Origin of the sequence: Catellatospora aurea (assembly GCF_042663325.1) — a bacterium.
GTDB lineage: Bacteria > Actinomycetota > Actinomycetes > Mycobacteriales > Micromonosporaceae > Catellatospora > Catellatospora aurea.
Window position 1 is genome coordinate 61667 of record NZ_JBHTAC010000001.1, and the last position, 26256, is coordinate 87922.

The following is a 26256-nucleotide window of genomic DNA, read 5'->3' on the forward strand; positions in this document are numbered from 1 at the left end:
GGCCTGACGCAGGACCCCTGACCTGCCCCGCCCGCTCCGCAAGGATGGCAAGGTGCCCTTGCACAACGTATGGCGATGTGAAGGTGCCCTTCCTTCGGGCCGGGGCGGTCAGCGGGGGGTGCGGGGCGGGGTCAGGCCGCGGTCCAGCAGTTCGGTGGGGAGCACGACGGTGCGGGGCCGCGACCGGTCGCCGTCGATGCGGGCGAACAGCAGCTGGGTGGCGCGCCGGGCCAGTTCACGGGTGTCGTACCCGATGACGGTCAGCGGCCGCGGCATCAGGTGCGACAGTTCGAAGTCGTCGAAGCCGACCAGGGCGGCGTCGCTGCCCCGCCGCCACAGCTCCTGGACCGCGCCGACGGTGATGCGGTTGTTCAGGGCCAGGAACGCGGTCGGCGGGTTCGGCTGGGTCAGCATGTCGGCGACGGCGGACGCGGCGGTGCCCGGGTCGCGTACGCCACCGCGCACCAGTGCGCCGTCGTAGTCGATCCCCGCGTCGGCGAGGGCGTCCTGCGCTCCGGCGAGGCGCTCGCGCATGGTGTGCACGTCGACCGAGTCGAGCAGCACCCCGATGCGGCGGTGGCCCTCGGCGACGAGCCGGCGTACGCCGTTGCGCGCGCCGCCGCGGTTGTCCAGCAGCACCGCGTCGGCCTCGATGTTGGTGCCGGGACGGTCCAGGAACACCACCGGGATGCCCATCTCGACCTGCGAGTTGAGGAACGAGTGGTCGCAGCCGGCGGGCACCACCAGCAGCCCGTCGACGCGACGCGAGCACAGGTCGCGCAGCAGCCGCTCCTCGCGTACGGGGTCCTCCTCCGACGACGCCGACAGCAGCAGGGTGTCGCGCTCGCGGGCCATCTCGGCGGTCACGTGGGCGATGGTGGAGTAGAACGGGTTCGCCAGCTCCTCGATGATCAGGCCGATGGTGGCGCTGGCCCGGCCCGCGCGCAGCGCGCTGGCCATGTGGTTGCGCTGGAAGCCGAGTTCGGCGACGGCGGCGAGCACCCGGTCGGCCATGGCGCGCTGCACGTGCGGTTCGCCGTTGACGACCCGGGACACGGTCTTGAGGCTGACTCCGGCCAGCCGGGCCACGTCGACCATGGTGGGGCGGCGGCCGGCCCGGGCCGGGGCTTCGCTGTGCTCGCTCGTCACGGCAGGAACGGTACCCGGTCGCCGAGGGCGGGGCGGCGACGGTCGGACAACGTTGTCATAATCTCTTCCAACGCCCCGAGATCCAGGAGCCCCCCATGCCGCACCACGCTGCCGGACCGCTCGCCCTCGCCGTCGACATCGGCGGCACCAAGATGGCCGCCGGACTCGTCGACGCCGACGGGACCGTGCTGGCCGCCGACCGCATCCCCACGCCACGCCCGCTGCCGGGCCCGGACGCGGGCGAGCAGGTGTGGGCCGGGTTGTCGGCGATGCTCGACGGCCTGCTCGAGGAAGCCGGAAACCGGCCCGTGGTCGGGGTCGGCACGAGCACCGCCGGACCGTTCGACCTGGCCGGGGCCACGGTGAGCCCGGTCAACATCACCGCCTGGCGGGGCTTCCCGCTGGTCGACCGGCTCGCCGCGCAGGTGCCCGGCGTGCCGGTGCGGCTGGCCGGCGACGGGGTGTGCGCGGCGATCGGCGAGCACTGGCGCGGGGCGGGCCGCGGGCACGACGACCTGCTGGTGCTCGTGGTGTCGACCGGCGTCGGCGGCGGGCTCGTCCACGGCGGGCGGCCCTTCACCGGCGCGTCCGGCAACGCCGGGCACGTCGGCCACATGGTCGTCGACCTCGACGGGGACGACTGCCCGTGCGGCGGGCGCGGCTGCGTGGAGGCGATCGCCAGTGGACCCAGCATGGTCCGGTACGCGCTGCGCGAAGGCTGGCGGCCCACCGGCGACGGCACCGCCCGCGACCTGGCCGACGCCGCGCGCTCCGGCGATCCGGTGGCGCTGCGCGCGTTCACCCGTGCCGCGGACGCCCTGGCGGCGGGCATCGTCTCGGCCGCCGCGATGTGCGACCTGGACCAGGTGGTGATCGGCGGCGGCGTCGCCAACGCCGCCGACCTGCTCTTCCCCCCGCTCAAGGAGGGCCTGGCCCGCTTCGGCCGCCTCGGCTTCCTCCAGCACATCACGGTGACCTCGGCCCAGCTCGCCGACAACGCCGGCCTGATCGGCGCCGCCGCCCTCATCCACTCCCCCCACCCCTACTGGCCCGGCCAGGAGCCCACGCCCCCCATGCGTTGATCATGAAGTTATGGCAGCGACACACCGTCGAGCCGTGCCATAAGTTCATGATCAACGCGCCTCAGCGCGCCTCGGCGCTGGCTCGGCGCGGGTCAGGGTGGGTCGAAGAGAGCTAGGCGGGGGTCGGCGGCGAATTGGGTGACGGACATGCCGAGGGCGGGGTTGCGCTGGCTGGAGGGTTGGGCGGCGAAGGGGTCGGGGGTGTTGGTGATGGTGACCATGACCAGGGTGTGGCCGGTGTAGACGAGGACGGTCCAGAGCTGGGCGTCGGGGCCGAGGGCGAAGCCGGCACGGCGGTCCTCGGGCTGCTCGCGCACGCCGTACTGCTCCAGGATCGCGCCGCTGTCGAGTTCGGCGCTGAAGCCGCACCAGGTCAGGCGCTCGCAGTGGCCCAGGTCGGGCACGTAGGTGGTGGGCGCGGCCGAGATGGTCAGGGTGCCGTAGCCGTTGCCGTTGACCAGTTGCAGGCTCACCGTGAGCGCGCCGGGCGCGAGCGCCGGGTCGGGTAGCGGGGCCAGCTCGCGGGTGTCCCCGCCGTCGGCCAGGCCCAGGTCGTTGCGGCGCAGGCCGAGCGGGTTGACCCGGGTGAGGATCAGCTCGGCCATCAGGCAGGCGTAGCGCTCGGTCAGCGCCGCGTCGGCGGTCACCGGCTCGGCCTGGGCCAGCGGCATCGCGCCGGACAGCACCGCGAACCGGTCCACCCCGGCCCGGCCTCCGGCCTGCGGCGGCGCGGGCGGCACCGGCGAGCGGGTCGACGACGGCAGGGGTGTCGGCCCGGGGACCCCGGCCATGCAGTCGACCTCCTCGGGCGGCGGCGTGCCCCCGGGATCGGGCCGCAGCATGATCACCGCGAACCCGACACCCACCGCCAGCGCGACCGTGAGCAGGGCGCTGACCGCGAGGTCGCGGCGGCGCAGCCGCCGTCCGGCGCCGACCAGCTCGGCCGTGGCCAGGCCCAGCGGCGGCTCGGGGCCTTCGGCGGGCACTCCGGGCTTGTGCCGGCGCAGTGCCCGCAGCAGGTGGCGTTGGGCGTACGCCTCAGGCGGCTCGTAGCCCAGCGCCGGCCAGCGCCGGTACAGCCGCAGCAGGGTGCGCCGCACCAGCTCCTCGGCCACCGCCCAGTCGCCGCACCGCTGGCGCGCCTGCCGCCGCAGCGCCGGGGCCAGCGCGGTGGCGAACTCGGCGTACTCGTCCTCCCAGGCACGCATTCCGACAGTTAACACAATGGATGCGACCTGGCGGCAGGTCGTCCCGGTTGGTGGGTGACTGCTAACCTCGCAGCCCTGTCCACGGGAGGAACAAGATGACCGACGCCGCCGCGCCCCACCCTGCGCCCACGACGAAGCAACGCCCGGCCGGGGTGACCGCGGCGATGTGGCTGCTGATCGCCGTGGCCGCCGCCTACCTGATCGACGCCGTCATGATCATGGCGGGCTCCGGGGAGTACCCCGCCCGGGTGCGGGAGGCCATGACGGACTCCGGGGTCGATCCCCGGGCCTGGGACTTCATCGGTGGGCTCGCGGGTGCGCTGCCGGTGGTGTCGGCGGGGTTCGGCGTCGTCGCGGCCGCCGTAGTGGTGCTGCTCGCGCTGGCGGTCGGCCGGGGCGCGTTCGTCGGGCGCATCCTCACCTGGATCGCCGTCGGATTCGCCCTGCTGTGCAACGTGTGCGGGCTCGGCTCGGCGGGCACGCCCGCGTTCAGCAGCATCGGCTACCTGACCGCGTACAGCCGCGACAGCTCGGGCATCCACACGTTCGCCCAGCGGCTGCCGCAGGGCTACCCGGATTGGTACTTCTACAGCAGCTTGGCGCTGTTCGGCTTCGGCATGCTGGCCCTGATCGCCGCCGCGGTGCTGCTGGCCCTGCCGCCGGCCAACGCCTACTTCCGCCGTGCCCCCCGCTTCGCGCCCGTCCCGTACGCCTACCCGGCCGGCCACCCCGCCCCCGGCTACCCCGCCCAGCAGGTCCCGGCCGCGCCGCAGGCCTCGCTCACCTTCGAGCAGCGCGCGGAGGCACTGGCCACGCTGGAGCGCCGCCGCGAGCGGGGCGAGCTGACCGACGAGCAGTACGCCGCCGAGCGCGCCCGCTTCGAAAGCTGATCACCGCACCCGGCGTACGACCGCCACCACCTTGCCCAGCACGACGGCGTCGTCGCCGGGGATGGGGTCGTACGCCGGGTTACACGGCACCAGCTCCACGTGCCCGCGGCTGACCCGGTACACCTTCACGGTCGCCTCGCCGTCGATCATCGCCGCGACGATCTCCCCGCTGTGCGCGGTCGGCTGCTGCCGGATCACCACCACGTCGCCGTCGCAGATCGCCGCGTCGACCATCGAGTCGCCGCGCACCCGCAGCGAGAACAGGGTGCCGTGGCCGACCAGGTCGCGCGACAGCGTCAGCGTCTCCTCCAGGGACTCCTCGGCCAGGATCGGCCCGCCGGCGGCGATCGTGCCGAGCAACGGCACCTGCACGGTGGCCGCCCCGCGCTGCTGCGGGATGCCGTCGTCGTCGAGCGGCAGGCGCACGCTCAGCGCCCGCGGCCGGCCCCGGTCGCGTCGCAGCAGGCCCTTCTCCTCCAGCTCACGCAGGTGGTACGCGACCGACGAGGACGCGGCCAGGCCCACCGCCCGGCCGATCTCCCGCAGCGTGGGCGGGTAACCGCGGCTGGTCACGCCATCCTGGATCACCTCCAGGATGCGCCGCTGCCGCTCACTGAGCTTCGTCTGCACCCTGGCAGGCTAACGGAACATCCCCTCAAAAGCCGCAAAGCGAGCCGAGGCGTCAGGGGCGGTGGAGGTGGAGGTCGGCGCGGTGCGCGGTGGCCTTGACGACGCGGGCGTTGGCCTCGTCGCTGCGGTGCACCCAGTCGTGGGCGGCGGCGGGGTCGAGGCCCTTGGCGTGCTGGCGGGCGAGCAGGCCCTCGACCCGCGGGCCGTCGTCGGCGGACAGGTAGACGGCGAGGTCGAGCAGCTGCCGCACGCGGTCCCACGGCGGGGTGTCCAGCAGCAGGTAGTTGCCCTCGGTGACGACGACCTCGACGTCCGGCGGGACGGGGATCGACCCGGCGACGGGCTCGTTGAGGACGTGGTCGAACGTCGGCGCGTACACCGTCTCGCCGGTCGCCTCGCGCAGGCGGCGCAGCAGCGCGGTGTAGCCGGCCGCGTCGAAGGTGTCCGGCGCGCCCTTGCGGTCGGTCCGGCCGAGCCGCCGCAGCTCGACGTTGGCCAGGTGGAACCCGTCCATCGGCACGACCACGGCGTGGCCGAGTTTCGCGGCCAGCTCCAAGGCCAGGGTGGACTTGCCGGCGCCGGGCGCGCCGGCGATGCCGACCAGCAACCGGCCCGGCCGGGTCGCGCGCAGCCGGGCCACCTCGTCGAGCAGCGTCGTGAGCATCACGGCCAGTCTCTCAGCCCTGCGCCGCGGCGGCCAGTTCCAGCAGGGCGAGCCCGGCCGCGGTGACGTCGGCGGCGGTCCACTCCAGCGCCGGCGCGGCCACCGTGATCTCGGTCATCGCCAGGCCCGGGGTCCGGTCGGTGAACACGTTGGCGAACCAGGTCTTCTGCTGCTCGGCCAGGGTCAGCACGGCCTGGTTGAGCGACACGGCCGGGCCGGGCAGCCACAGCTGGAACTGGTGGGTGTGCGGCTCGTGCGGGAAGACCCGCGCGCCGGGCAGCGCGGCCAGCGCCGCGGCGACGGTCTTCGCGTGTGCGACGTACTCGCCGAGGCGGGGCAGCTCCCGGTCGAGGCCGGCGAGTGCGGCCAGCACCGCGGGCCACTGCTGGAACAGCTGCCCGCCGTAGCGGTGCCGCCAGGCGCGCGCCTGCGCGGTGAAGTCCTCGGCCCCGGCCAGCAGCGCGCCGGACAGCCCGCCGAGGGTCTTGTACAGCGAGACGTAGACGCTGTCGGCGAGCCCTGCCACGGTCGGCAGGTCCCGGCCCAGGTGGAACACCGACTCCCACAGCCGCGCGCCGTCGAAGTGCACCTTCGCCCCGCGCGAGCGGGCCGCGGCCACCAGCGCGTTCAGCTCGTCCCAGGTGGGCAGCAGGAAGCCCGCGTCACGCAGCGGCAGTTCGACCAGCAGCGTGCCGAACGGCTCGTCGAGGTCGCGCACCTCCTGCGCGGTGGGCTGGCGCGGCTCGGCCGTCGGCCAGACCCCGCGCAGGCCGGTCAGCACCTGGTAGGCCTTGCGCTCGTGCACCTCCAGGTGCCCGAGCGGGTGCAGCGCGACGGCCCGGTTGCCGGTGCGCTCGGCCCAGCAGCGCAGCGCCACCTGCTGGGCCATGGTGCCGGTCGGGAAGAACACGGCGTCGGGTTTGCCGAGCAGCCCGGCGACCCGCCGCTCCAGTGCCGCGACCGGCCCGCCGCCGTAGAAGTCGGGCCGGTCGTCGAGCCCGTCGTAGTCGACGGCCGCGAGGTCCGCGAGCCGTTCACGCAGGGACGGCGTGCGGTGCCCGGACAGGATCCGGTCGCAGCCGCGCATCGTCCGCCAGCGGCGTTCCGCGGGATCCTCAGCAGCCATCGGGCCATGATGCCACCACCCGGCGCGGGCCGCGGGCAGCCCCGGCACCCGTCAGGCCGCGTCCTCGGGGTACTGGAACACGTCGTCGAGGGGCACCTTGAACACGTGGGCGATCTGGAACGCCATCTCCAGCGACGGCGAGTAGCGCCCCTGCTCGATGGCGATGACGGTCTGCCGGGTGACGCCGATCCGCTCGGCCAGCTCGGCCTGGGTCATCTCGCCGTGCTCGGCGCGCAGCACCCGGATGCGGTTGGTGACACGGGTCGGTTTAACCATGGAACGCCCCGCGGTAGGCCCGGATCCTCGCGACGGCGCCCCAGGTCGTGCCGACGGCCCCGAGCAGGAACAGCACGTTGCCGATCCAGAACTGGTCAGCCCGCACCATCGCCAGCACCAGCACGGCGGCGGCCCCGAACCCCAGCACGTTCTGGGCGATGCGGTCGCCGTGCCGGACGATCTCCCGGTCGCGCACGTCGGACTCGGTATGGCCGTCCCGGGCGAGCATGGCCGCCACGATGGAGCCGAGGATGGTCCCGACGACGCTGACGCCTATCGCCCACAGCATCGGCGTCACCCAGGCGATCTCCGCCACGGGCTGGCGCCACAGGCGCGGGACGACCACGGCGAAGTACGCCAGGGACGTGACGGGCACCAGGATCGCCATGCACCAGGTGTTGCGTTCCTCGTAGGTGGTCGGGACGCGGTCGGTGTCGGCGGCGGGCGCGGGCTTGCAGGAGGTCATGGCGGCTCCTCTCGGTCAGCCGGTGATGTAAAGAATTCTTGACATCGCCGGCACACCGGAGCGTACACCCTGTCAGCTATCTTTTACATCACCGCTTGCCGAACATCCACCTGATGGCGGCGACGAGCAGCGCGATTCCGAGGACGGTGCCGAACACACCGGCGTACACCTGTTCGCTGGACACACGCACACCATAGTGAGCGGCGGCCCGTCGCGCCGTCACCACGTCGCCGGGCGCGGCGGCCGCGATCCGGCCGGAAATGCCTTTGTGCAGGCCAACCGGCCCAACCCGGGCGCTACGGGCGCGACAATGGCAGGGGCGGCACGCGACCTGACGGCGTGCCGGCGCGTGACTGCCGGGAGGCCGGGCCGATGAGCACCAAGCACTGGACCGTCGACATCACGATCGACGACGACGGCTCCGGCCGTACGCGGGCACACGCCCGCCTCGACACCGGCGGCACGGCGGCGCTGCGCGGCGACGGCAGCGCGGCCCGCAACCGGTTCGACGAGGAGGTGCCCGAGATCGGCGACGAACTGGCCGCCGGCCGGGCCCTGGTGGAACTGGGACAGCGGCTGCTCGCGCAGGCCGACGCCGACCTGGAGCGGACCCCGGCATGACCACGGCTCCCGCTCCCGCCACCGCCCCCGTCACCGCGCCGCCGCTACTGGAGCCGCCGCTGCAGCGCCTGGTCATGGCGCAGCTGGAAGAGCTGCCCGAGGCGCTGACCGGCCAGACCGGCCCGCCGCGCCGCGTGCTGGTGGCCGCGGCGTCGAAATACGAGGCGACGGCGGAGATCGCCAACGCCATCGCCAAGGTGCTCCAGGAGCGCGGTTTCGAGGCCGACGCGGTCGAGATCGACCCGTCGGTGCAGGTCGACGGCTTCGACGCGTTCGTCATCGGCAGCGCGGTGTACTCCGGGCACTGGCTGCAACCGGCCCGCTGGTTTGTGCAGAGCCACGCCGCGGTGCTGTCGGCCCGGCCGGTGTGGCTGTTCTCCAGCGGCCCGGTCGGCGAGCCGCCGATGCCCGACGAGGACCCGGTCGACGTCATCGCCATCGCCGAGGCGACCGCCGCCCGCGAGCACAAGGTGTTCGCCGGGCGGCTCGAACACAGCCGGTTGAGCATCGCCGAGCAGGCCCTGGTCGTGGCGCTGCGGGCGCCCGAGGGCGACTTCCGGGACTGGGACGCGATCCGCGGCTGGGCCGAGGGCATCGCCGAGACGCTCACCGCGGCCGGCCCGACCACCATCACCGGAACGATCAGCCTGGACTGACCCGGTTCGCGGACCACACGAGGCCCCGGCGTGGGGCATCATCGACGGGATGACCACACCCCCGCACTGAACCGCCGACGCGCACCCCCGCCCGCCGGCCGCCACTCCGCACCCCCACGGAGCACCCCCTCATGACCGAGCACACCCGTCGACGCGCCCTGCTGGCCGGCGGCGCGGGCGTGGCCGCGCTGGCCACCGGCGGTTTCTGGCTGGCCGGCCGCGGCGGCGCGGACCCCGGCGCGGCGGCGGTCTGGCACGAACCGGCCACCCTGCCCGACACCGCGCCGGTCGCCGTGCCCGCCCAGCCCGGCCCGCCGGGCGTGGAGCGCGCCCGCACGCTGACCGCGGCGAACGCCGGTGACCTGGTCAAAATCACCACCAGCGGCTGGTACAGCTGGGCGCTGATGGACCGCGGCACCGGCGAGATCGTCGGCGCGAAGAACCTGCACGAGACGAACATGACCGCCTCGATGATCAAGGCCTGGCTGGCCGCCGACTACCTGCGCCGCGCCACCGAACAGGGCCGGACGCCGAGTGCGGCGCGGTTCGCCGAGATCACCAAGCTGATCCGCGACAGCGACAACGGCGTGGCCACGCTGCTGTGGAACGAGCTCGGCGGGCGCAACACGATCACCCGGCTGATCTCGATCTGCAAGCTGACCGACTCCGCAGCCGGGCCCGACTGGAGCAAGACCCAGCTGTCGGCGCGCGACACCTGCCGCATCGCCCACGCCATCGGCACCGGTGCGGCGGCCGGCCCGACCTGGACCGACTACCTCATCGGGGAGATGCGCGCGGTGCGCGGCACCGGCGACTTCGGCATCCGGCGCGCGTTCCCGGCCGCGGAGCAGTCCAAGATCGCCATCAAGAACGGCTGGGTGTGGCGACCCGCGCCGTACGGCTTCTACAACGTCAACTGCCTGGCGCTGGGCGACGACTGGACCATGGCCGTGCTGACCCGCTACTCCTCCGGCGGCGAGGCGCACGGGCGCGCCATCGGCCAGTCGGTCGCCGCGCAGCTGCGCACCCTGTCCGACCTGCTCTGACCGGCGGAGCACCCGACCGCGGCGGGCACCGTTAGTCGGGTCGGGCGGGCCCGGCTCCCCCTAGCGTGGTGCTCGGAAACAGGAGGGAGTCCGGGGTGCTGGAGCAGCTCAACCAGGCGCTGGAACACGTCGAGCGGCACCTCGATCGGGAGATCGAGATCGCCGAGCTGGCACGGATCGCGATGACGTCGGAGTACCACTTCCGGCGCATGTTCTCGGCGCTGGCCGGGGTGCCGCTGTCGGAGTACGTCCGGCGGCGGCGCATGACGGTCGCCGGGGCCGAGGTCCTGGCCGGCGAGCGCACGCTGCTCGACATCGCGGTGCGCTACGGCTACGGCTCGGGCGAGGCGTTCGCGCGGGCGTTCAAGGCCGTGCACGGCGTCGGTCCGGGCGAGGCGCGCCGCGGCGGGGCGACGCTGCGGGCGTACCCCCGGATGTCCTTCCGGCTCATCGTCGAAGGGAGCAGCACCATGCGATATCGGGTGGTGGAGAAGGAGAAGTTCCAGCTGGTCGGCCTCAAGGCGCGGGTCCCGCTGGTGCACGAAGGGATGAACCCGGCGATCGTCGCGTTCCTGAAGGGCATCCCGAAGGAGACGGTCGCGCGCATCGAGGCGCTCAGCGACCAGGAGCCGGGCGGCATCGTGAACGTCAGCGCGGGCCTGGGCGAGGACCGGTCCTCCGGCGTCGAGCTGGACTACTGGCACGGCGTGGTCACCGGCGCGGACGCGCCCGCGGATCTGGAGGCGCTGCCGGTCGCGGCGGGCACGTGGGCGGTGTTCGAGGCCTCGGGCGCGTTCCCGGAGGCGGTGCAGTTCCTCTGGCGGGACGTGTACACGCAGTGGTTCCCGTCGAACCCGTACCGCAGCCGTCCCGGGCCGGAGCTGTCGCAGAACCGGATCTCGGCCGACGGCACGCACGTCGACGCCCAGCTGTGGATCCCGGTCGAACGGATCCCGGCCTGATCCCGGACCGCCCGCACCCGTCCCGGTGCGGGCGGTCCGCACGGTCCGCACCGGCGACACGGCCATCTATATTGTCCCGAGACAGGGGGTGCCGTGTACGACAACCGGTTCGGCAACCAGTCCTATCTCGACTGGCTCGCGCTCAACCCGTACGAAGGGCTGGCACAGCGGGTACGCGTGCTCGCCGGGACCGCCGCCGTCCTGGACGACCTGCACTCGGGCCGCCGCACCGGCGTTCCCGTGGCGCACGGCGACGTCAAGCCGGCGACCGTCGTCGTCCGCCCCGACGGCTCCAGCAGCCCCGCCGACCTGGGCGAACTGTGGACCGTCGACGGCTCCCTGGTCGCGGCCCGCAGCACCCCGTACGCCGCCCCGGAGCTGTTCCTGCCCGGCGCGCTGACCAGCCCCGACGCCGACCGTTACGCGTTCGTCGCCACCGTCGTGCACGCCGTGCTGGGCGCGCCCCCACCGGTCCACCCGCCGCACCAGGGGCCCGGCCCACGCGTGGGCATCGACCTGGTCCGGCTGTCGGACCTGTTGCGCGCGAACCCGCTGTGCGCGGCGTTCCCCGCCTTCCAGCACCGGCTGCTCAACGCGCTGTCCGCCGCGCCGTCGGGCCGGGTGCACACCCTCACCACGTGGCTGGACGCGCTGCTCAACGACCTCGCGCCGCCGATGTTCGCGCCGACCGGCACGCTGCCGCTCGCCCCGGGGGCGTACCCGCCGCCCACCGAGACACTGCCGCCCTGGTCGCCGCCCGCGACGGCAGCCCGGTCCGGCGGTTCGCAGACGCTCACCTGGGTGCTCGCCGGAGTGGCCGCCCTGGTGGCGCTCGTGCTCGTCGCCGGTGGCGCGTGGTACCTGATCCAGCGGCCCGACAGCCCGGCCGCACCGAACCTCGTGGTCGCGCCCACCCCCACGGCGAGCCCTTCGCCACTGCCCTCGCCCACTCCGTCCGAGGACCGGCTCACGGCGGCGCGGGCCTATCTCAACGGGACGTGGGAGGGCACCTACCGCTGCCGGCAGGGCCTGACCGGGCTGAAGCTGGTCATCTTCGTCGTCGACGACCACGAGGTCGAGGCGACCTTCGAGTTCTTCCCGGTGAAGAGCAACCCGAACGTGCCGCGCGGGTCGTACGTGGTCGAGGGCTCGTACACGGCGACGGGCTTCACGCTGGAGCCGGACCACTGGATCAAACGGCCGGGCGACTACATCATGGTCGGGCTCGAAGCCTCGTTCTCACCCCTGGCCGGGCAGAGCATCCGCGGCGAGATCACCGACCCGGGCTGCTCCGACTTCTCCCTGAAGAAGTCCTCCACGGACACCCGGCGGCCGCCCGTCTGAACACACCGGAGGTTGAACCGCCATCAGCATAAGGCGGTTCCGCGCGATCTTCACTCGGCCGTTCGACCGTCGCGACCTGCGATGCGTGCTGCCTAAGCTTCCCGCTCGTGTCCGTTTTCGAGGTGGCGCCCCTCGGAGACCGGCACGCGACGCCCGCCGCCCGCGGCGGGCGTCGCGTTGTGTCCACCGAGCCACGGAGGCATGTTGATCGAGGCTGAGCACATCGCGCGGACCGTTCTCCTCTCGTCCACCGGACCGGACCTCGCGGCGGAGGTATGGGCCTGTCGCACGCTGGCCGCCCGCACCCCCGGCTACCGCTCCCGCCTGGTGAGCGCGCTCCTGCGCCTGGAGCGCGTCACGGACTCGCCGGACACCCGGCTCCGGCTCGCCGAGGAGGCGGTCGCGAACGCTCGACAGATCGACCCCGTCCAGGACCACCACGCCACCGACATGCTGATCTGGGCGCTGTACGCCCTGCAGCGCAACCTCCACGATCCCATCCCGGCTTCGTGACCGCCGCGCGGTGACCGGTGCCGCCCGCCCGCGGGGGCGGCACCGGTGGAAAACCGATCCGCGAACGTCGGTGACGGACGGTAGGGTCGGCGACCGCGTACACCCCACCACGGAGGACCTCGTGTCGTACACCTTCCATGTCGATCTGCGCGGCATCGTCGACCTGCTCAGCCACCACCTCTACGCCAGCCCGCGGGTGTACGTCCGCGAGCTGATGCAGAACGCCGTCGACGCGATCACCGCGGTGCGGGTGAACGACCCCGACCACGCCGGCACCATCGAGATCAGCGCCCCGAAGGCCGCCGGGCAGCCGCTGACCATCACCGACAACGGCATCGGGCTGACCGAGCCCCAGGTGCACGAGCTGCTGGCCACGATCGGCCGCAGCTCCAAGCGCGACGATCTGGGCTTCGCCCGGCACGAGTTCCTGGGCCAGTTCGGGATCGGCCTGCTGTCGTGCTTCCTGGTCGCCGACACGATCCAGGTGCGTACCCGGTGCGGCGACAACCCGACCGTGGAGTGGCTGGGCTCCTCGGACGGCAGCTACCAGGTGCGCGTGCTGGACGGCGACGACGCGCTCGCCGCGCCGGGCACCATCGTGACGCTGCGGCCGCGGCGCGGTGCGGAGGAGTGGCTGCTGCCGAAGACCGTGCGCGAGCTGGCCGGGCTGTACGGCTCGATGCTGCCGATCACGGTCCAGGTCGACGGTGAGCCGATCACGACCGGGCTGGCCCCGTGGGAGACCGGCGAGGGTGAGGCGCAGGTGGCGCGGCGGGCGCGGCTGCTGTCGTACGCCGAGGACGCCTTCGGGTTCACGCCGTTCGACGTGATCGACCTCGACGTCGCCGAGGCGGGGCTGCGCGGCGTGGCGTTCGTGCTGCCGATGCCGTCCAATCCGGCCGCCCGCGTGGCGCACCGGGTGTACCTGAAGCAGATGCTGCTCAGCGAGGGTGTCGAGGGGCTGCTGCCGGAGTGGGCGTTCTTCGTGCGCTGCGTCATCGACACCACCGAGCTGCGCCCGACGGCCAGCCGCGAGGCGCTGTACGACGACACGCTGCTCGCCCAGGTCCGCGAGTCGCTGGGCGACCAGCTGCGCGGCTGGATGACCCGGCTCGGCACGGTCGACGAGGCGAAGCTGCAGCAGTTCCTGCGCATCCACCACCTGGGTGTGAAGGCGCTCGCGGTGCACGACGACGAGATGCTGCGGCTGGTCGAGCAGTGGTGGCCGTACGAGACCACGGTCGGCCCGATGACCCTGGCCCAGTTCCGCGACACCTACGGCGTGGTGCGCTTCGTGCCGTCGCTGGACGAGTTCCGGCAGATCGCCGCCGTCGCCTCGGCGCAGGGCCTGGCCGTCGTCAACGCCGGCTACGTGTACGACGCCGAGCTGCTGTCCCGGCTGCCCGCCCTCGACGAGAAGATCACCACCGAGGCGCTGTCGGCCAGCGACCTGTCCACCCGGCTGGAGGAGCTCGCCCCGGACGAGGAGCTGCGGCTGCGCACGTTCCTGGTCGGCGCGCAGCGGGCGCTGGACCGCTTCGGCGTCGAGGTGCTGATCCGCGCCTTCGACCCGGCCGGCCTGCCCGCGCTGTACCTGCTCGACGGCGACACCGCGCTGCACCTGGACCTGAAGCGCGGCCAGGAGGACGTGGACGACGTGTGGGCCTCGATCCTGGGCTCGTTCACCGCCGGGCGCACCGACCGGCCGCAGCTGGTGCTGAACCACCGCAACCCGCTGATCCGCCAGGCCGTCACGGTCACCGACCCGGACCTGACGGTGCTGGTCGTGGAGGGCCTGTACGTGCAGGCGCTGCTGCTGGGCCGCCAGCCGCTGCGCCCGGTCGACACGGCCGCGCTCAACCAGTCGTTCCTGGGCCTGCTCGGCCGCGCCATGCACGGCGGTGCCGCGTGACGATGACCGAGCAGGCCGTGCACGAGCTGTGGCACGAGGCACACCGCCGGCCGCCGGGCGCGGCGCGGTTCGCGGCATACGACATCGCGCTGCGCCACGCCGACGCGGCGGGGATGCGCCGGGAGGCGTTCGGCTGGCGCATGTCGGCGATGAGCGAGTTCCACCACGGCGGCGACCCGGCACGGCTGTTCCTGGCGTTCTCGCACTGCCTGCAGGCCTACGACAGCGACCCGGCGGCGACGGGGCACCACGCCGACCACACGCTGCTGTGGCGGTTCAAGTGGGTGGTCTGGTCGCTGCCGCAGTTCCCGGAGATCCCGCTGGACCGCACCCGGTCCGTGCTGGACGACATGGAGGCCCGCTACCTGCGCGGCGGGCACAGCCTGCACGCGGTGCACCAGCACCGTTGGCTGGTCGCCCACCACACCGGCGACCCCGCCGCCGAGCACTGGTACGACCGCATGGTCACCGCCCGCCGGGACCGGCTGTCGGACTGCGCCGCCTGCGTGCCGTCGGGTCAGGTCCGGCACCTGGTGTCGCTGGGCCGCGACGAGGAGGCCATCGAGATCGGCCGGCCGTTCTCCCGTGGCGGCTGCACCGAGCAGCCGCAGTGGATGCTATCCGAGCTGCTGCTGCCCTACCTGCGCACGGGCCGGCACGCCGACGCCATGGACGCGCACCGGGTCGGTTACCCGCACATGCGCGCCGACCGGCACCATCTGGACAACATCGCCGCGCACCTGCGCTTCTGCGGCCTGTCCGGTAACGAGACGCGTGGCCTGGAGCTGATCGAGCGGCACCGGGGCTGGCTGGACGCGCCGTCGTCGCCGTACGCGGCGATGGAGTTCGCGGCCGCGGCCGGGCAGGTGCTGCGGCGGCTGACCGAGGCCGGGCACGGCGACCTGCCCGTCGCAGCGGTGCCGGGCGGCCCGGCGGCGAGCACCGTCGCCCAGGTCGGCGCGGAGGTGGCGGCGCTGGCCCGCGCGATCGCGGCGCGGTTCGACGCCCGCAACGGCAATACGCACATCAGCTCTCGGGTCGAGGGCCACCTGGCCGCCGAGCCGCTGACCGACCGGCTGTCGACGAGCGTGGCGACCCGGCCGCGCGAGCGCATGACCTCGGCGGTCGGCGCGCTGATGGACGTGGTGAGCGAGGCCGACGCGGACACCGCCGCGACGTCGCTGCAGGAGGAGGAGACGCTGTGACCATGAGCGAGCAGCAATTGCGCGACGAGTTCGCGGCGGCCATGGCGATGCCGGAGGGTCCGGCGCAGCACAACGCGCTCGACAGCGTGATCCGGCACGCGCAGGCGTCCGGCGACGAGCGGCTGACGTTCGAGTTCCGGCACGAGGCGATCGAGAAGTTCGTGTTCGGCGGCGACGACCGGCGGGCGTTCCTGGCGTTCTCGCTGTCGCTGGCCGCCTACGACCGCGACCCGGAGATCGGCGGACCGGACACCGAGGAGTCGATCCTCTGGCAGTTCAAGTGGATCGTGAACGCGCTGCCGGAGTTCCCCGACATCCCGCTGGACCGCACGTACGCGGTGCTGGCCGACATGCGGGCCCGCTACCTGCGCGGCGGGCACAGCCTGCACGCGGTGCACCAGGCCCGCTGGCAGATCGCCCTGCACGTCGGCGACCTGGACGAGGCGGCGGCGGCCTACCACGACATGGTGACCGCCAAGCGGGACAGCCTGGCCAACTGCTCGGTGTGCGTGCCGTCGGCGCAGGCCTGGTATCTGATGATGCTGGACCGGCACGCCGACGCGATCGAGGTCGCCAAGCCGTTCGCCGACAGCTGGTGCCGCACCCAGCCCGAGCGCATCCGCACCAACCTGATGCTGGCGCACCTGCACACGGGCGCGTACCGCAAGGCCGCCGAGCTGCACCGCGCGGCGTACCGGGTGATGCGCACCGACCGGCTGCACCTGCCGGCCCTGGGCACGCACCTGACGTTCCTGGGCCGCAGCGGCAACGAGCTGCGCGGCCTGGAGTTGCTGGAACGGCACCTGCCGTGGCTGGAGGGCTCGGTGAGCCCACATGACGTGCTGGCCTTCGCCGCTCCCGCCGTGCTCGTGCTGAACCGGCTGGCCGACGGCGGCCATGGCGACATCGCGGTGCAGGGCCGGACCGGTGCGGACGGGCGGCGGCCGGCGACGACGGTGACCGCGCTGCGCGACGAGCTGACCGCGCTGGTAACCGACCTCGCGGCCCGGTTCGACGCCCGCAACGGCACCACGTTCCAGGGCGAGCTGGCCCGGCAGCGGATGACCGCGCCACCGCTGGTGGACAGCCTGCCGCTGAGCGTGCTGGACACCGCGGGGCGGCGCACCCGCAACCGGCTCGCCGAGGTGCAGGACCGCATCGCCGCACACACGGCAGCCGGTGACGTGGCCGCCGCCGCCCTGGCCCGGCTCGACGCGGCGGTGCTGCTGCGCGAGCACAACGACGCCGAGACCCGCTACGGGGCGGCAGAGGAGGCGGTGCTGGCCCTGGAGCGGGCCGGCCTGCCCGAGCCGCTGCGGCGGGGGCGGGAGCTGCTGTGGCAGCTCTACCGCGACGGCGGGCAGCACCGCGACCAGGCGATGCAGGTGCTCGACCTGCTGCTGGCCGAGCCGTCGCTGACCGCCTCCGGCCACGGCCGGCTGCTGGACGAGTCGGCCCGGCTGTTCTGGGGCGCCGAGCGGGCCGACCGCAGCCTGCTGGCCGCCGACCGGCACGCCGAGGCCGGTGACCGGCCGGCCGAGCTGCGCTCACTGAGCGACGCGGTCAGCAGCGCCCGCGTCGCCTACTGGGAGCCCGTGGAGCAGGTGATGGCCCGAGCGGACGCGCTCGCGGCGGCCCCGCCCGCAGACGCCGATCCGGCAGCGTGGGAGGCCGCTTGCGGCCGGCTGAACCTGATCGCCGCCTGGTGGTACGACAGCGAGAACCGCGACGACGAGGCGATGGCCCGTGCCGAGCTGGCCGAGCAGTGCGGTGACGGCGTGGTCCGGGGTGAGGCGGCGGTGTTCACCGGCTGGCGGCTGCTGCGCCGGAAGCGGCCTGCCGAGGCCGAGCAGCGCGCCCGCCGCGGCCTCGACGGAGCGGACGAGGCCGACACCCGCCAACTGCACGCCGTCATCGCCGTGGCGCTGCGCGCCCAGGGCGACGTAGCCGGCGCGAACGCGCTGATCAGGGCACATGATCTGGAGCCGTGGGAACTCGAGGACGAGGACGCCGACTACGACGACTTGGATGACTCGGACGACGAGGACGAGAAGGACGAGGACTGACCGGGGCTGTCGGCTCCGCTCAGGCGGGCCCGGCGGCCGGGGCCGACTCGCGGACGACCAGCCGGAACGGCGGCTGGAACGCCGCGGGCGGCCCGGCCGGGCGGCCCTCGATGCGGTCGAGGAGCTTCTCCACCGCGAGGCGGCCGATCAGCTCCTTGTCCGGCGAGATCGTGGTGAGGGTCGGGATGCTGAACCGGCCCTCCTCCACGTCGTCGATGCCGATCACGCAGACGTCGTCGGGCACCCGCAGTCCGTGGTCGTGCAGCGCTCGGATCGCCCCCAGCGCGATCAGGTCGTTGAACGCGAACACCGCGTCCGGCGGCTGTGGCAGGGCCAGCAGCGCCCGCATACCCGCCGCGCCGTCACCGCGGCCGAAGCCGCTGGTGGTGACGGTCAGGTCCGGGTCGAACGGCAGCCCGGCCGCCGCCAGCGCCTCGGTGTAACCGCGCAGGCGCAACAGCGACGGGGCCCGGTCGGCCTCGATGTGCGCGCCGATGAACGCGATCCGCCGCCGCCCGAGTGCGATCAGGTGCCGCATCGCCTCGCGGCTGGCGGCGAGGTTGTCGATGACCACGTGGTCGTACGGTGCGTGGTAGATCGCCTCGCCGACCAGCACCATCGGGGTCTGGCTGGTGCGGCCGGCGATGTCGTCGCGGCTGAGGTGCACCGCCGACAGGATCAGCCCGTCGATGATCTGCGCCCGGAACCCGTCGGCGACCAGGAGTTCCTTGTCCCGGTCACCGTCGGTGTAGTCGAGTAGCAAGGTGTACCCGCGCTCGGTGGCGGCGCGGATCGCCGCGTCGGCCAGCTCGGCGAAGTACGGGTTGTTCAGCTCCGGGATGGCCAGCGCGATGATGCCGGTGCGGCCCCGGCGCAGGTGGCGGGCGCTGAGGTTGGGTGTGTAGCCCAGTTCGTCGATGGCCTGCTGCACCCGCGCCCGGGTGGCCTCGCCGACGGGCCGGTAGCCGTTGACGACATTGGACACCGTCGCCTGCGATACGCCCGCCCGCCTGGCGATGTCCTTGAGACTGACCGCCATCGGCGGGTTTCCTCCACTCACCGCTCATTGTCCCCACTGCCGGGGCAGGTCCGTCAACGCAGGTGCCGCCGCCTGGTCAGGCACGTCCGCACCACTGCCACGACGTCGAGGAAGTCGCCGATGACGACGGCGGCCGCAGCCGTCCCGGCCCGATGGCGATCTGCCACGATCGCTTTACAACGTTATACAGATCGCGTCCGATGACGACAAGGTGTCACGTACGCGCTGTCATGCCACCTGGCCGGGGTCCGCACCGGCGGCCAGCAGGGCCGCGACCACGTCGTCGGCGCCCAGGTGCCGCCTAACGGCGAATCCGGCACAGCTCGCGGAGTCTACGGAAGAACGAGGGCCGAGGCGCGGCGAGCACTTCGGGCACCGGCCGCAGGCGCGGGACCGGACGCAGTGCCGACGGCAGCCGGCCGAATCGGTCGGTCAGGCCCGGATCAGCGCCCGCCTCGTGCAGCGCCGCCACGACATCGTCGGCCCCGGCCCGCTCAGCGTGGTGCAGCGGGGTCGCGCCCTCCTTGTCCGCACCGTTCACCGGCAGCCCGGCCGCGAGCAGCCGCGGCAGCAGCCGCTCGTGGTCGAGCCGGGCCAGCAGGTGCAGCAGGGTCACTCCGCCGCCACCGACCACACCCGGGTCGAACCCGGCGTCCAGCATCGACAGCACCAGGTCGGTCTGCCCGGCCCGCGCGCAGCGGAACAGCCGATCCCGCTGCCATCGCAGCCGTTTGGGCAGGCGGCCATACCCGGTGCGCCAGTCACGCAGCGCCGCCGCGCAGCCGCGGACCGGGCCGCCCAGCCCGCCGAGCGCCATCTCCCGCTGGATCTCGACCTCGGTGTGCGCTACTGCGACCAGGCGGCCCTCGCGCACCTGCACGTCATGCCACACCCTCCCGCAGCGCACACGAACCGCGGGAAACTCCCAGATCGGCGTGGCGGGCTGCTGGACGACATCGGGGTGCAGCGCCGCGAAGACCAGCGGACGCAGTTCGTGGGCGGGCACCGCGCCGGTGAGCAGGTCGTCGCCTGATGGAGCCATGGACGACCTCCCGCGCCGCTCGTCGGGAGCGGGACCGGCCGGATTCGCACCGGCGTCCTCCCGCTTGTTGGACGGGCGCGACGACTTCTGCGCTACGGCCCCGCTCGCCGAGCAGTCTAGGCAGGAAGATCGCCGCCCGGGTGCCCGCAGGTGTCGGCGACGGCGTTCGTGGGTACTGACCAGGGCGCAGGCGGCCGTGCGCCACCCGCGGCATCAGGCTGCGCCGCGCGGTCCGGGGGATGGAGGCTTGGTCATGAACCGGAGCAGAGGGCTGTTCGTCTTGCTCGCCGCGGCGGCGCTGGCCGTCGGCCTGGCGAGCCCGGCGGCGGCGGTGCCGTCACCGCAGGACGCCTCCTTCCTGATCGGCATCCACCAGGCGAACCTGTACGAGATCGCGGCCGGCGCGCTCGCCGCGCAGAAGGGCACGTCTGACGAGGTACGGCGGCTCGGCCAGATGATGGTCGACGACCACACGAAGTTCGACGCGGCGGTCGTCGCGGTCGCCGACCAGGTCAAGGTGACGCTGCCGAAGCAGCCCGCCCAGGAGCAGCTGGACTCGCTCAAGGAACTGGCGGCCGCACCGGCCGGGGGCACCTTCGACCAGATGTGGATCACGCGGGACATCCAGACGCAGGGGGACAGCCTGCAGGCGGCCCGTACCGAGCTGAACTACGGCTTCGACCCTCGGGTGAAGGAGCTGGCCCGGCAGGCCGACGACATGTTCATCGCGCACACCACCGAGCTCAACCGCGCCGACGCGCAGGTGCAGACCGGCTGAGCCCACGGCGGCCACGCACGGAGTGTCAGCTCGCGCGGACCCGACCGCAGCGCTCTAATCGAGGGCGTCACCACTGTTCACTGACCGTGAAAGTGCAGGCCGTACCGTGAGCGAACCTCAGCAGGCAGACAACCCGTACCTGATCGACGACGACGAGCTCGAGGAGTTCGTGGCCTCCGCGGACGACACCATCGACCTGAGCGCGGCCGAGGGCTTCGCGCCGTACGACGACGACGAGGACTACTGACACCGCCTCTGTCCTGCGAAGACAGCAGCCACCGGATGGGAAGGGCACCTTCTACATCGCGGAGCGATAAGAAGGTGCCCTTCCTTGCTCTCGGGCGGGTTCAGGAGACGGTGGGGCGGGGGCGGTTGCCGCGTTTGAGCTCGTAGAAGCCGGGGGTGGCGGAGACGAACAGGACGCCGTCCCAGAGGCGGCCGGCGGCCTCGCCGCGGGGCACCGGGGTGACGACCGGGCCGAAGAAGGCGTTGCGCGTGCCGTCGGGACCGGGGACGTGGATCGTGGGGGTGCCGAGGTCCTCGCCGACCGGGCGCAGCCCTTCGTCGTGGCTGCGGCGCAGGGCCTCGTCGTGGTCGGGCACGTCGGCCGCGGCCGCGAGCTCGGCGGGCAGGCCCAGGTCGGACAGCGCGGCGGTGTAGAGGTCGGGGCCGATCGGGGTCTTGTCGCGGTGGATCCGGTCGCCGAGGGCGGTGTAGAAGTCGCGTACGACGGCGACGCCGAACTTCTCCTGCACCGCGGCGACCACGCGGACCGGGCCCAGGGTGTCGGCCAGCCAGCCGCGATACCAGGGGTCGACCTCGCGGCCGTGGTTGAGCAGCCACAGGCTCATCACATGGAAGCGCACCCGCACGTCGCGGACCTGCTCCACCTCCAGCAGCCAGCGCGAGGTGTTCCAGGCCCAGGGGCACTTCGGGTCGAACCACATGTCGGCGTACGTCGTCATCGGGCCTCCTCAGGCGCGGTACTGGTCGTGGCGGGCGAACAGCTCGGTCCACTCGTCCTCGGACAGCTGCCGCCCACTGGCGGCGATGTCGGCGAGCTCGCGGAAGTAGATCTCCCGGGGGATGCCTGGCGCGAACAGGATGAGCATCGAGGCGGCCGCGCCGCTGTCGTTGCGGAAGCCGTGCACGCCGCCCTCGGGCACGTGCAGGAAGTCGCCGGCCGAGGCGTCGACCCAGCGTGCGCCGTCGTACAACCGCACGGTGCCGGTCATGACGTAGAAGGACTCGGAGAAGGTGCGGTGGAAGTGCGCGTCGGCCCCGCCCGCCCCGGCCGGCATGTGCCACTCGTAGAGGCCGAAGCGCCCCTGGGTGACGCTGCCCGGGGCCACGAATCGGCCGGTGGAGCCCGAGCCCATGACCGCCTGCTCCGCCATGCCGGACGGGTGGTACGCGGCGCTGACCGCGCCGAGATCGCCGGTGTAAGTCATGGCTGCCCCTTCTCATCAACTAGCTTACAAGTAACTTACCACTAAGCTAGTTTCCGTCAAGTTACCATCTGCTCATGACCAAGGACGCTGTCGACGTGATCATCGACCAGTGGCGCGACGAGCGTCCCGACCTCGACGATCTGCTGCCCATGGAGGTGTTCGGGCGCGTCTACCGGGTCGCCGCCGCCATCGGCGACCGGATGGAGCGGGCCTACCAGCGCCTCGGCATCGGGCGCGGGGAGTTCGACGTGCTGGCCACGCTGCGCCGCGCCGGGGAGCCGTTCAACCTCTCCCCCAAGCAGCTGTCCGACACCCTGATGCTCACCACCGGCGGCATGACCGGGCGGCTGGACAAGCTGGAGACGGCCGGGCTCATCACGCGTACCCCCGATCCGGGCGACCGGCGCTCTCTGCGCGCGCAGCTCACCCCGGCCGGCCGGGAACTGATCGACGAAGCCGTCGCGGCCGGGCTGGCGGTGCAGCGCGAGGCGCTCAGCCGTCTGGACCCCGCCGACGCCCGCCGCCTGGGCGACCTGCTGCGCGAACTCGCCGCCGCGGTCACCCGCTGACGCGGCTCAGTGCCGCACGAGGCAGAACGGGTGACCGGCCGGGTCGGCGTACACCCGCCAGCTCTGGCCCGGCGAACCCGCGTCGAGCACGGCGGCGCCGCAGGCCAGCACCTCCTCCTCGGCGGTGTCCAGGTCCGGCACGCCGAAGTCGAGGTGGAACTGCTGCGGCTTGCTGGGGTCCGGCCACTGCGGCGGCTGGTACTCGGCCACCCGCTGGAACGCGAGCACCAGCCCGTTCGGGGCGTGCAACGTCGACCAGTCGTCGCCGAGCGACCAGCGCCGGTCGGGCTGGTTGACGACCCCGCCGAGCAGCGACCGGTAGAACTCGGCGAGCCGCTTCGGGTCACGACAGTCCAGCACCACGCACTGCAGTTCAGCCAGCATGGCCCGATCCTAGGCCGACCGTGCCCGCATCCGCCGTCCGCCGACCGCCCGGAACCCGCCACCGCGGCTCCACCGTTCCACTGGTCTTCGCCGTCGCGACTCCGGCTCTTCGCCCCGCGTCCGGACGGCGAACCTAGCGTCACCGCCATGCGCGTGGCGATCATCACCGAGTCGTTCTCCCCGGACGTCAACGGCGTCGCGAACTCCGTCGCCCGCGTCGCGGAGCACCTGCTCGCACGCGGCCACCAGCCGATGGTGATCGCGCCGAAGCCGTCCCCGCGGGCGCGCCGGGCCGTCACCGGCAAGCCGTACCCCGTGGTCCGGCTGGGCTCGCTGCCGCTGCCCGGCTACGGCAACGTGCGCCTGGCCTGGCCCACCCGCCGCCTCCGGGAGGCGCTCGCGGGGCACCGGCCCGACGTCGTGCACCTGGCCAGCCCGTTCGTGCTCGGCGTGTGGGGCGCGAAGGCCGCCGCCGACCTCGGCGTGCCCGTCGTCGCGATCTACCAGACCGATGTGCCCGGCTACGCCCGCGCCTATGGCGTAGCCACCGGGGAGGCGCTGGCCTGGCGCTGGATCCGGCACGTGCACGGCCGCGCCGCGCTCACCCTCGCCCCGTCGTCGGCGACCGCCGCCGAACTCGTCGCGCACGGCGTGCCGGACGTCGGCCGGTGGGGCCGCGGCGTCGACACCGCGCTGTTCCACCCCTCGCGCCGCGACGAGGCACTGCGCACCGAACTCGCCCCCGGCGGCGAGCTGATCGTCGGCTACGTCGGCCGGCTGGCCCGGGAGAAGCGGGTCGACCTGCTCGCGCGGACCGCCGCGCTGCCCGGCGTGCGCGTCGTCGTGGTCGGCGACGGCCCGACCCGCGACGCGGTGCGCCGCGCGGTGCCGCAGGCGGCCTTCCTGGGCACCCGCCGCGGCACCGACCTGGCCCGGCTGTACGCGAGCCTCGACATCTTCGTCCACACCGGACCGCACGAGACGTTCTGCCAGACCGTGCAGGAGGCCCAGGCCAGCGGCGTGCCCGTGGTCGCCCCGGCGATCGGCGGCCCGCTCGACCTGGTCCGCCACGGCGTCGACGGGCTGCTGGTGACCCCGGACGACCCCGCGGCGTTCGCGTCGGCGGTCGGGACGCTCACCGACCCTGCCGCACGCCGCGCCTACGGGCAGGCCGGCCGCGCGGCCGTGGGCACCCGGACCTGGTCGGCGCTGGGCGACGAGCTGATCGGCCACTACGCCGCCGCGGCCGACGCGGTACGCGCGCCCGGCCGCCTCGCCGCCGCGCCCGTCGCCGTCCCGGTGCCCGCGCCGTGACCGGGCTGCGCATCGTGCGCCTGGCCAACTTCGTCACGCCCAGCTCCGGCGGCCTGCGCACCGCGCTGCGGGAACTGGGCCGCGGGTACGCGGCGGCAGGGCACGAGCCGGTGCTCGTCGTCCCCGGGGCACGGCACACCGACGAGCCGACCGAACAGGGCCGCGTCATCACCCTGCCCGGACCGGTCGCGCCCGGCCTGGGCGGCGGCTACCGGATGCTGGTACGCCGCGCGCCGCTCGCCCGGCTGCTCGCGGACCTGGCGCCGGACCGGATCGAGGTGTCCGACCGCACCACACTGCGCTGGACCGGGGCCTGGGCACGCCGCCACGGCGTGCCGTCGGTGATGGTGTCGCACGAGAGCGTCGACGGCCTGCTCGGCGTCGTGAAGCTGCCCGCCCCGGTGCGCGCCCGGGTGGCGGCCGGGCTCAACCGCGCCAGCGCCGCCGCGTACGACCAGGTGGTCTGCACCACCGCCTGGGCCGCGGGCGAGTTCACAAGCGTCGGCGCGCACAACGTCACGCAGGTGCCGCTCGGCGTCGACCTCGACCTGTTCCACCCCGACCGCCGCGACCCGCTGGTGCGCGGCGAACACGTGCCCGGCGGCGAACTGCTGCTGGTCTGCTGCGTACGCCTGTCGCCGGAGAAGCGGCCGGAACGGGCGCTGACCACGCTGCGCACGCTGCTCGACCGGGGGGTGCGTGCCCGGCTCGTGATCGCGGGTGACGGGCCGCTGCGGTCCCGGCTCCAGTCCGCGTCGTCAGGGCTGCCGGTGGACTTCACCGGGTGGATCGGTGAGCGGGAACGGCTGGCGGCGCTGCTGGCCAGTGCGGATCTGGTGCTCGCGCCCGGCCCCATGGAGACGTTCGGGCTGGCCGCGCTGGAGGCCCTGGCCTGCGGCACCCCGGCCGTGGTGAGCGCGTCGAGCGCGCTGCCCGCCGTCGTCGGTGACGCGGGGGTCGCGGTGGCGGGTGAGGACCTCGCCGACGGGGTGCTGCGGCTGCTCGACCGCGACGAGCGCCGCCGCCGCGACGCCGCCCGCACCCGCGCCGAACTCTTCGGCTGGGACACCGCCGTGCGCGGCTTCCTCGCCGTACACACCGCCCTCGACCGCGTGACGGTGACCCGCGCTCGTCGATCAGGCCCGATCAGCGCGAGGGACTCGTCACGGAGCGAGAGCGCGGCGCAGGTCTTTCATCATCAGTAGCAGGTGCAACGAGTCCGTCGGGCTCGGGTCGAACTTCGCCAGCCTTAGGTAGAAGTCTCGGGCAGCTTCGGATTCGCAGTGGATGAGCAATGCTCGGACTCCGATCACCTCAGATGCGGTGGCGATGCGGCGTAGCGAGTCAACGACCAGGGCGCGACCCAAGCCTGCGCCCTGCACGGCTCGGTCCACGCGGAGCCGGGTCGCGGGAGTACCTCGACGGGTACGTCAACTTCATCTACCGCGCGGCGAAGAACCACCGCGACGGCCGCGCCGACCTGGCCCGGCTGGAGGAGATGGAGAGCGTCTCCTGGTTCCTGTTCACCCTGTTCGCGCTGCACGGCCGGGTGCGGCCGTACAACAAGTACCTGCGCTGGGAGCTGGAGACGTACCCGCTCGGCGAGCCGTGGGATGCCGCCACCCTGCCGGTCCGCGTCGCCGACGACCCGGCCGGACTGTTACCCGACCTGGGACGGCTCGCCCGCGACCACGGCCACGGCGATGTGCTCGACTCCTGGGGCGACGAATTGAACCTGCTTCGGTGAGGGCGCGCTACCGGAGATGAGGATGCCCGCATCCGAGCACCGCGATTGGGGCGACAGGCTGACGCATCACCGTGAACCCGTCCACGTCACAGGTCACCCCCATGACTCGACATGAG

General features: G+C 73.4%; 29 protein-coding genes and 1 tRNA gene. 17 read left to right on the plus strand and 13 right to left on the minus strand.

Annotated elements, in window-relative coordinates; all coding sequences use genetic code 11:
* Window positions 1–108: 108 nt before the first annotated feature.
* The gene (locus tag ACFQO7_RS00305; protein WP_376804696.1) at window positions 109–1098 is read right to left on the minus strand and encodes a LacI family DNA-binding transcriptional regulator; all 990 of its coding nucleotides are present in this window, start codon (window positions 1096–1098) and stop codon (window positions 109–111) included.
* A gap of 146 nt (window positions 1099–1244) precedes the next feature.
* Between ACFQO7_RS00305 and ACFQO7_RS00310 the strand changes: the two genes are divergently transcribed.
* Window positions 1245–2231 (plus strand): ROK family protein, encoded by a 987-nt coding sequence (locus ACFQO7_RS00310; RefSeq protein ID WP_376804413.1) that lies wholly within the window; start codon window positions 1245–1247, stop codon window positions 2229–2231.
* Window positions 2232–2323: 92 nt separating this feature from the next.
* Here ACFQO7_RS00310 and ACFQO7_RS00315 read toward each other — a convergent pair whose 3' ends face one another.
* Window positions 2324–3439: a hypothetical protein gene (locus ACFQO7_RS00315; RefSeq protein ID WP_376804414.1), complete on the minus strand. Its 1116-nt coding sequence runs from the start codon at window positions 3437–3439 to the stop codon at window positions 2324–2326.
* 95 nt (window positions 3440–3534) lie between these two features.
* On the opposite strand from ACFQO7_RS00315, the gene ACFQO7_RS00320 reads away from it, so the two are divergent.
* Window positions 3535–4329, plus strand: coding sequence for an SHOCT domain-containing protein (locus ACFQO7_RS00320; RefSeq protein WP_376804415.1), 795 nt, complete (start codon window positions 3535–3537; stop codon window positions 4327–4329).
* Here the strand turns inward: ACFQO7_RS00320 and lexA are convergent, their stop codons facing one another.
* From lexA to ACFQO7_RS00345, 5 genes are read right to left on the minus strand one after another with little or no spacing between them, the layout of a single operon-like run.
* Window positions 4330–4959, minus strand: coding sequence for a transcriptional repressor LexA (lexA, locus tag ACFQO7_RS00325; RefSeq protein WP_376804416.1), 630 nt, complete (start codon window positions 4957–4959; stop codon window positions 4330–4332). It abuts the gene before it with no gap.
* Between the two features lie 52 nt (window positions 4960–5011).
* Window positions 5012–5623, minus strand: coding sequence for a nucleoside/nucleotide kinase family protein (locus ACFQO7_RS00330; RefSeq protein WP_376804417.1), 612 nt, complete (start codon window positions 5621–5623; stop codon window positions 5012–5014).
* A 13-nt stretch (window positions 5624–5636) separates the two neighbouring features.
* The gene (locus tag ACFQO7_RS00335; RefSeq protein ID WP_376804418.1) at window positions 5637–6749 is read right to left on the minus strand and encodes a threonine aldolase family protein; all 1113 of its coding nucleotides are present in this window, start codon (window positions 6747–6749) and stop codon (window positions 5637–5639) included.
* A gap of 51 nt (window positions 6750–6800) precedes the next feature.
* Window positions 6801–7025, minus strand: a complete 225-nt coding sequence (locus ACFQO7_RS00340) for a helix-turn-helix transcriptional regulator (protein ID WP_376804419.1) — start codon at window positions 7023–7025, stop codon at window positions 6801–6803.
* Window positions 7018–7491 carry a hypothetical protein gene (locus ACFQO7_RS00345; RefSeq protein ID WP_376804420.1) on the minus strand — a complete coding sequence of 158 codons (474 nt, stop codon included), beginning with the start codon at window positions 7489–7491 and terminating at the stop codon, window positions 7018–7020. The genes ACFQO7_RS00340 and ACFQO7_RS00345 overlap by 8 nt, the downstream gene beginning before the upstream one ends.
* 372 nt (window positions 7492–7863) lie before the next feature.
* Here ACFQO7_RS00345 and ACFQO7_RS00350 point away from each other — a divergent pair, with 372 nt between their 5' ends.
* The 9 genes from ACFQO7_RS00350 (at window position 7864) to ACFQO7_RS00390 (ending at window position 17816) form a co-directional block, all read left to right on the plus strand.
* On the plus strand, window positions 7864–8112 hold the full coding sequence (locus tag ACFQO7_RS00350) for a dsRBD fold-containing protein (RefSeq protein WP_376804421.1): 249 nt from the start codon (window positions 7864–7866) through the stop codon (window positions 8110–8112).
* A complete protein-coding gene (locus ACFQO7_RS00355; RefSeq protein WP_376804422.1) occupies window positions 8109–8768 on the plus strand; it encodes a flavodoxin domain-containing protein in 660 nt (219 codons plus the stop codon). The genes ACFQO7_RS00350 and ACFQO7_RS00355 overlap by 4 nt, the downstream gene beginning before the upstream one ends.
* A 131-nt stretch (window positions 8769–8899) precedes the next feature.
* The gene (locus ACFQO7_RS00360; protein WP_376804423.1) at window positions 8900–9814 is read left to right on the plus strand and encodes a serine hydrolase; all 915 of its coding nucleotides are present in this window, start codon (window positions 8900–8902) and stop codon (window positions 9812–9814) included.
* Window positions 9815–9909: 95 nt separating this feature from the next.
* A complete protein-coding gene (locus ACFQO7_RS00365) occupies window positions 9910–10776 on the plus strand; it encodes an AraC family transcriptional regulator (protein ID WP_376804424.1) in 867 nt (288 codons plus the stop codon).
* A gap of 93 nt (window positions 10777–10869) precedes the next feature.
* Entirely contained in the window at window positions 10870–12120 is a 1251-nt protein-coding gene (locus ACFQO7_RS00370; RefSeq protein ID WP_376804425.1) for a serine/threonine-protein kinase, read from the plus strand.
* Window positions 12121–12321: 201 nt separating this feature from the next.
* On the plus strand, window positions 12322–12633 hold the full coding sequence (locus ACFQO7_RS00375) for a hypothetical protein (RefSeq protein WP_376804426.1): 312 nt from the start codon (window positions 12322–12324) through the stop codon (window positions 12631–12633).
* Window positions 12634–12754: 121 nt separating this feature from the next.
* A complete protein-coding gene (locus tag ACFQO7_RS00380; RefSeq protein WP_376804427.1) occupies window positions 12755–14545 on the plus strand; it encodes an HSP90 family protein in 1791 nt (596 codons plus the stop codon).
* The gene (locus ACFQO7_RS00385) at window positions 14542–15750 is read left to right on the plus strand and encodes a hypothetical protein (RefSeq protein ID WP_376804428.1); all 1209 of its coding nucleotides are present in this window, start codon (window positions 14542–14544) and stop codon (window positions 15748–15750) included. Before ACFQO7_RS00380 ends, ACFQO7_RS00385 begins: the two co-directional genes overlap by 4 nt.
* A gap of 2 nt (window positions 15751–15752) precedes the next feature.
* A complete protein-coding gene (locus ACFQO7_RS00390) occupies window positions 15753–17816 on the plus strand; it encodes a hypothetical protein (protein ID WP_376804429.1) in 2064 nt (687 codons plus the stop codon).
* A gap of 19 nt (window positions 17817–17835) precedes the next feature.
* On the opposite strand, the gene ACFQO7_RS00395 is transcribed toward ACFQO7_RS00390, so the two are convergent.
* The 3 genes from ACFQO7_RS00395 to ACFQO7_RS00405 form a co-directional block, all read right to left on the minus strand.
* On the minus strand, window positions 17836–18855 hold the full coding sequence (locus ACFQO7_RS00395; RefSeq protein ID WP_376804430.1) for a LacI family DNA-binding transcriptional regulator: 1020 nt from the start codon (window positions 18853–18855) through the stop codon (window positions 17836–17838).
* 301 nt (window positions 18856–19156) lie between these two features.
* Window positions 19157–19897, minus strand: a complete 741-nt coding sequence (locus ACFQO7_RS00400; RefSeq protein ID WP_376804431.1) for an ankyrin repeat domain-containing protein — start codon at window positions 19895–19897, stop codon at window positions 19157–19159.
* 29 nt (window positions 19898–19926) lie between these two features.
* Window positions 19927–19999: transfer RNA gene (locus ACFQO7_RS00405), tRNA-Val, on the minus strand.
* Window positions 20000–20150: 151 nt separating this feature from the next.
* Here ACFQO7_RS00405 and ACFQO7_RS00410 point away from each other — a divergent pair.
* On the plus strand, window positions 20151–20675 hold the full coding sequence (locus tag ACFQO7_RS00410; RefSeq protein WP_376804432.1) for a DUF4142 domain-containing protein: 525 nt from the start codon (window positions 20151–20153) through the stop codon (window positions 20673–20675).
* A 106-nt stretch (window positions 20676–20781) separates the two neighbouring features.
* On the plus strand, window positions 20782–20922 hold the full coding sequence (locus tag ACFQO7_RS00415; RefSeq protein WP_361038920.1) for a hypothetical protein: 141 nt from the start codon (window positions 20782–20784) through the stop codon (window positions 20920–20922).
* A gap of 100 nt (window positions 20923–21022) precedes the next feature.
* Here ACFQO7_RS00415 and ACFQO7_RS00420 read toward each other — a convergent pair whose 3' ends face one another.
* Window positions 21023–21640, minus strand: coding sequence for a mycothiol-dependent nitroreductase Rv2466c family protein (locus ACFQO7_RS00420; protein ID WP_376804433.1), 618 nt, complete (start codon window positions 21638–21640; stop codon window positions 21023–21025).
* A 9-nt stretch (window positions 21641–21649) separates the two neighbouring features.
* Window positions 21650–22126: a cupin domain-containing protein gene (locus tag ACFQO7_RS00425; protein WP_376804434.1), complete on the minus strand. Its 477-nt coding sequence runs from the start codon at window positions 22124–22126 to the stop codon at window positions 21650–21652.
* A 74-nt stretch (window positions 22127–22200) separates the two neighbouring features.
* On the opposite strand from ACFQO7_RS00425, the gene ACFQO7_RS00430 reads away from it, so the two are divergent.
* Window positions 22201–22695 carry a MarR family winged helix-turn-helix transcriptional regulator gene (locus ACFQO7_RS00430; protein WP_376804435.1) on the plus strand — a complete coding sequence of 165 codons (495 nt, stop codon included), beginning with the start codon at window positions 22201–22203 and terminating at the stop codon, window positions 22693–22695.
* Between the two features lie 6 nt (window positions 22696–22701).
* Here the strand turns inward: ACFQO7_RS00430 and ACFQO7_RS00435 are convergent, their stop codons facing one another.
* Window positions 22702–23079, minus strand: coding sequence for a VOC family protein (locus ACFQO7_RS00435; RefSeq protein WP_376804436.1), 378 nt, complete (start codon window positions 23077–23079; stop codon window positions 22702–22704).
* Window positions 23080–23226: 147 nt separating this feature from the next.
* Here ACFQO7_RS00435 and ACFQO7_RS00440 point away from each other — a divergent pair, with 147 nt between their 5' ends.
* The 3 genes from ACFQO7_RS00440 (at window position 23227) to ACFQO7_RS00450 (ending at window position 26140) form a co-directional block, all read left to right on the plus strand.
* A complete protein-coding gene (locus ACFQO7_RS00440) occupies window positions 23227–24393 on the plus strand; it encodes a glycosyltransferase family 4 protein (protein ID WP_376804437.1) in 1167 nt (388 codons plus the stop codon).
* On the plus strand, window positions 24390–25598 hold the full coding sequence (locus ACFQO7_RS00445) for a glycosyltransferase (protein ID WP_376804438.1): 1209 nt from the start codon (window positions 24390–24392) through the stop codon (window positions 25596–25598). Before ACFQO7_RS00440 ends, ACFQO7_RS00445 begins: the two co-directional genes overlap by 4 nt.
* Before the next feature lie 113 nt (window positions 25599–25711).
* Entirely contained in the window at window positions 25712–26140 is a 429-nt protein-coding gene (locus tag ACFQO7_RS00450; protein WP_376804439.1) for a hypothetical protein, read from the plus strand.
* The last annotated feature ends 116 nt before the right edge of the window (window positions 26141–26256 follow it).

What these genes read in the sequence shown, in the direction of transcription:
- ACFQO7_RS00335 (WP_376804418.1), bottom strand. Translation starts at nt 6,749, where the DNA reads ATGGCTGCTGAGGATCCCGCGGAACGCCGCTGGCGGACGATGCGCGGC.
- ACFQO7_RS00355 (WP_376804422.1), top strand. Translation starts at nt 8,109, where the DNA reads ATGACCACGGCTCCCGCTCCCGCCACCGCCCCCGTCACCGCGCCGCCG.
- ACFQO7_RS00390 (WP_376804429.1), top strand. Translation starts at nt 15,753, where the DNA reads ATGAGCGAGCAGCAATTGCGCGACGAGTTCGCGGCGGCCATGGCGATG.
- ACFQO7_RS00400 (WP_376804431.1), bottom strand. Translation starts at nt 19,897, where the DNA reads ATGGCTCCATCAGGCGACGACCTGCTCACCGGCGCGGTGCCCGCCCAC.
- ACFQO7_RS00305 (WP_376804696.1), bottom strand. Translation starts at nt 1,098, where the DNA reads ATGGTCGACGTGGCCCGGCTGGCCGGAGTCAGCCTCAAGACCGTGTCC.
- ACFQO7_RS00360 (WP_376804423.1), top strand. Translation starts at nt 8,900, where the DNA reads ATGACCGAGCACACCCGTCGACGCGCCCTGCTGGCCGGCGGCGCGGGC.
- ACFQO7_RS00340 (WP_376804419.1), bottom strand. Translation starts at nt 7,025, where the DNA reads ATGGTTAAACCGACCCGTGTCACCAACCGCATCCGGGTGCTGCGCGCC.
- ACFQO7_RS00430 (WP_376804435.1), top strand. Translation starts at nt 22,201, where the DNA reads ATGACCAAGGACGCTGTCGACGTGATCATCGACCAGTGGCGCGACGAG.
- ACFQO7_RS00420 (WP_376804433.1), bottom strand. Translation starts at nt 21,640, where the DNA reads ATGACGACGTACGCCGACATGTGGTTCGACCCGAAGTGCCCCTGGGCC.
- ACFQO7_RS00440 (WP_376804437.1), top strand. Translation starts at nt 23,227, where the DNA reads ATGCGCGTGGCGATCATCACCGAGTCGTTCTCCCCGGACGTCAACGGC.
- ACFQO7_RS00395 (WP_376804430.1), bottom strand. Translation starts at nt 18,855, where the DNA reads ATGGCGGTCAGTCTCAAGGACATCGCCAGGCGGGCGGGCGTATCGCAG.
- ACFQO7_RS00425 (WP_376804434.1), bottom strand. Translation starts at nt 22,126, where the DNA reads ATGACTTACACCGGCGATCTCGGCGCGGTCAGCGCCGCGTACCACCCG.
- ACFQO7_RS00315 (WP_376804414.1), bottom strand. Translation starts at nt 3,439, where the DNA reads ATGCGTGCCTGGGAGGACGAGTACGCCGAGTTCGCCACCGCGCTGGCC.
- ACFQO7_RS00410 (WP_376804432.1), top strand. Translation starts at nt 20,151, where the DNA reads ATGAACCGGAGCAGAGGGCTGTTCGTCTTGCTCGCCGCGGCGGCGCTG.
- ACFQO7_RS00310 (WP_376804413.1), top strand. Translation starts at nt 1,245, where the DNA reads ATGCCGCACCACGCTGCCGGACCGCTCGCCCTCGCCGTCGACATCGGC.
- ACFQO7_RS00330 (WP_376804417.1), bottom strand. Translation starts at nt 5,623, where the DNA reads ATGCTCACGACGCTGCTCGACGAGGTGGCCCGGCTGCGCGCGACCCGG.
- ACFQO7_RS00320 (WP_376804415.1), top strand. Translation starts at nt 3,535, where the DNA reads ATGACCGACGCCGCCGCGCCCCACCCTGCGCCCACGACGAAGCAACGC.
- ACFQO7_RS00375 (WP_376804426.1), top strand. Translation starts at nt 12,322, where the DNA reads ATGTTGATCGAGGCTGAGCACATCGCGCGGACCGTTCTCCTCTCGTCC.
- ACFQO7_RS00350 (WP_376804421.1), top strand. Translation starts at nt 7,864, where the DNA reads ATGAGCACCAAGCACTGGACCGTCGACATCACGATCGACGACGACGGC.
- ACFQO7_RS00345 (WP_376804420.1), bottom strand. Translation starts at nt 7,491, where the DNA reads ATGACCTCCTGCAAGCCCGCGCCCGCCGCCGACACCGACCGCGTCCCG.
- ACFQO7_RS00450 (WP_376804439.1), top strand. Translation starts at nt 25,712, where the DNA reads ATGCGGTGGCGATGCGGCGTAGCGAGTCAACGACCAGGGCGCGACCCA.
- ACFQO7_RS00435 (WP_376804436.1), bottom strand. Translation starts at nt 23,079, where the DNA reads ATGCTGGCTGAACTGCAGTGCGTGGTGCTGGACTGTCGTGACCCGAAG.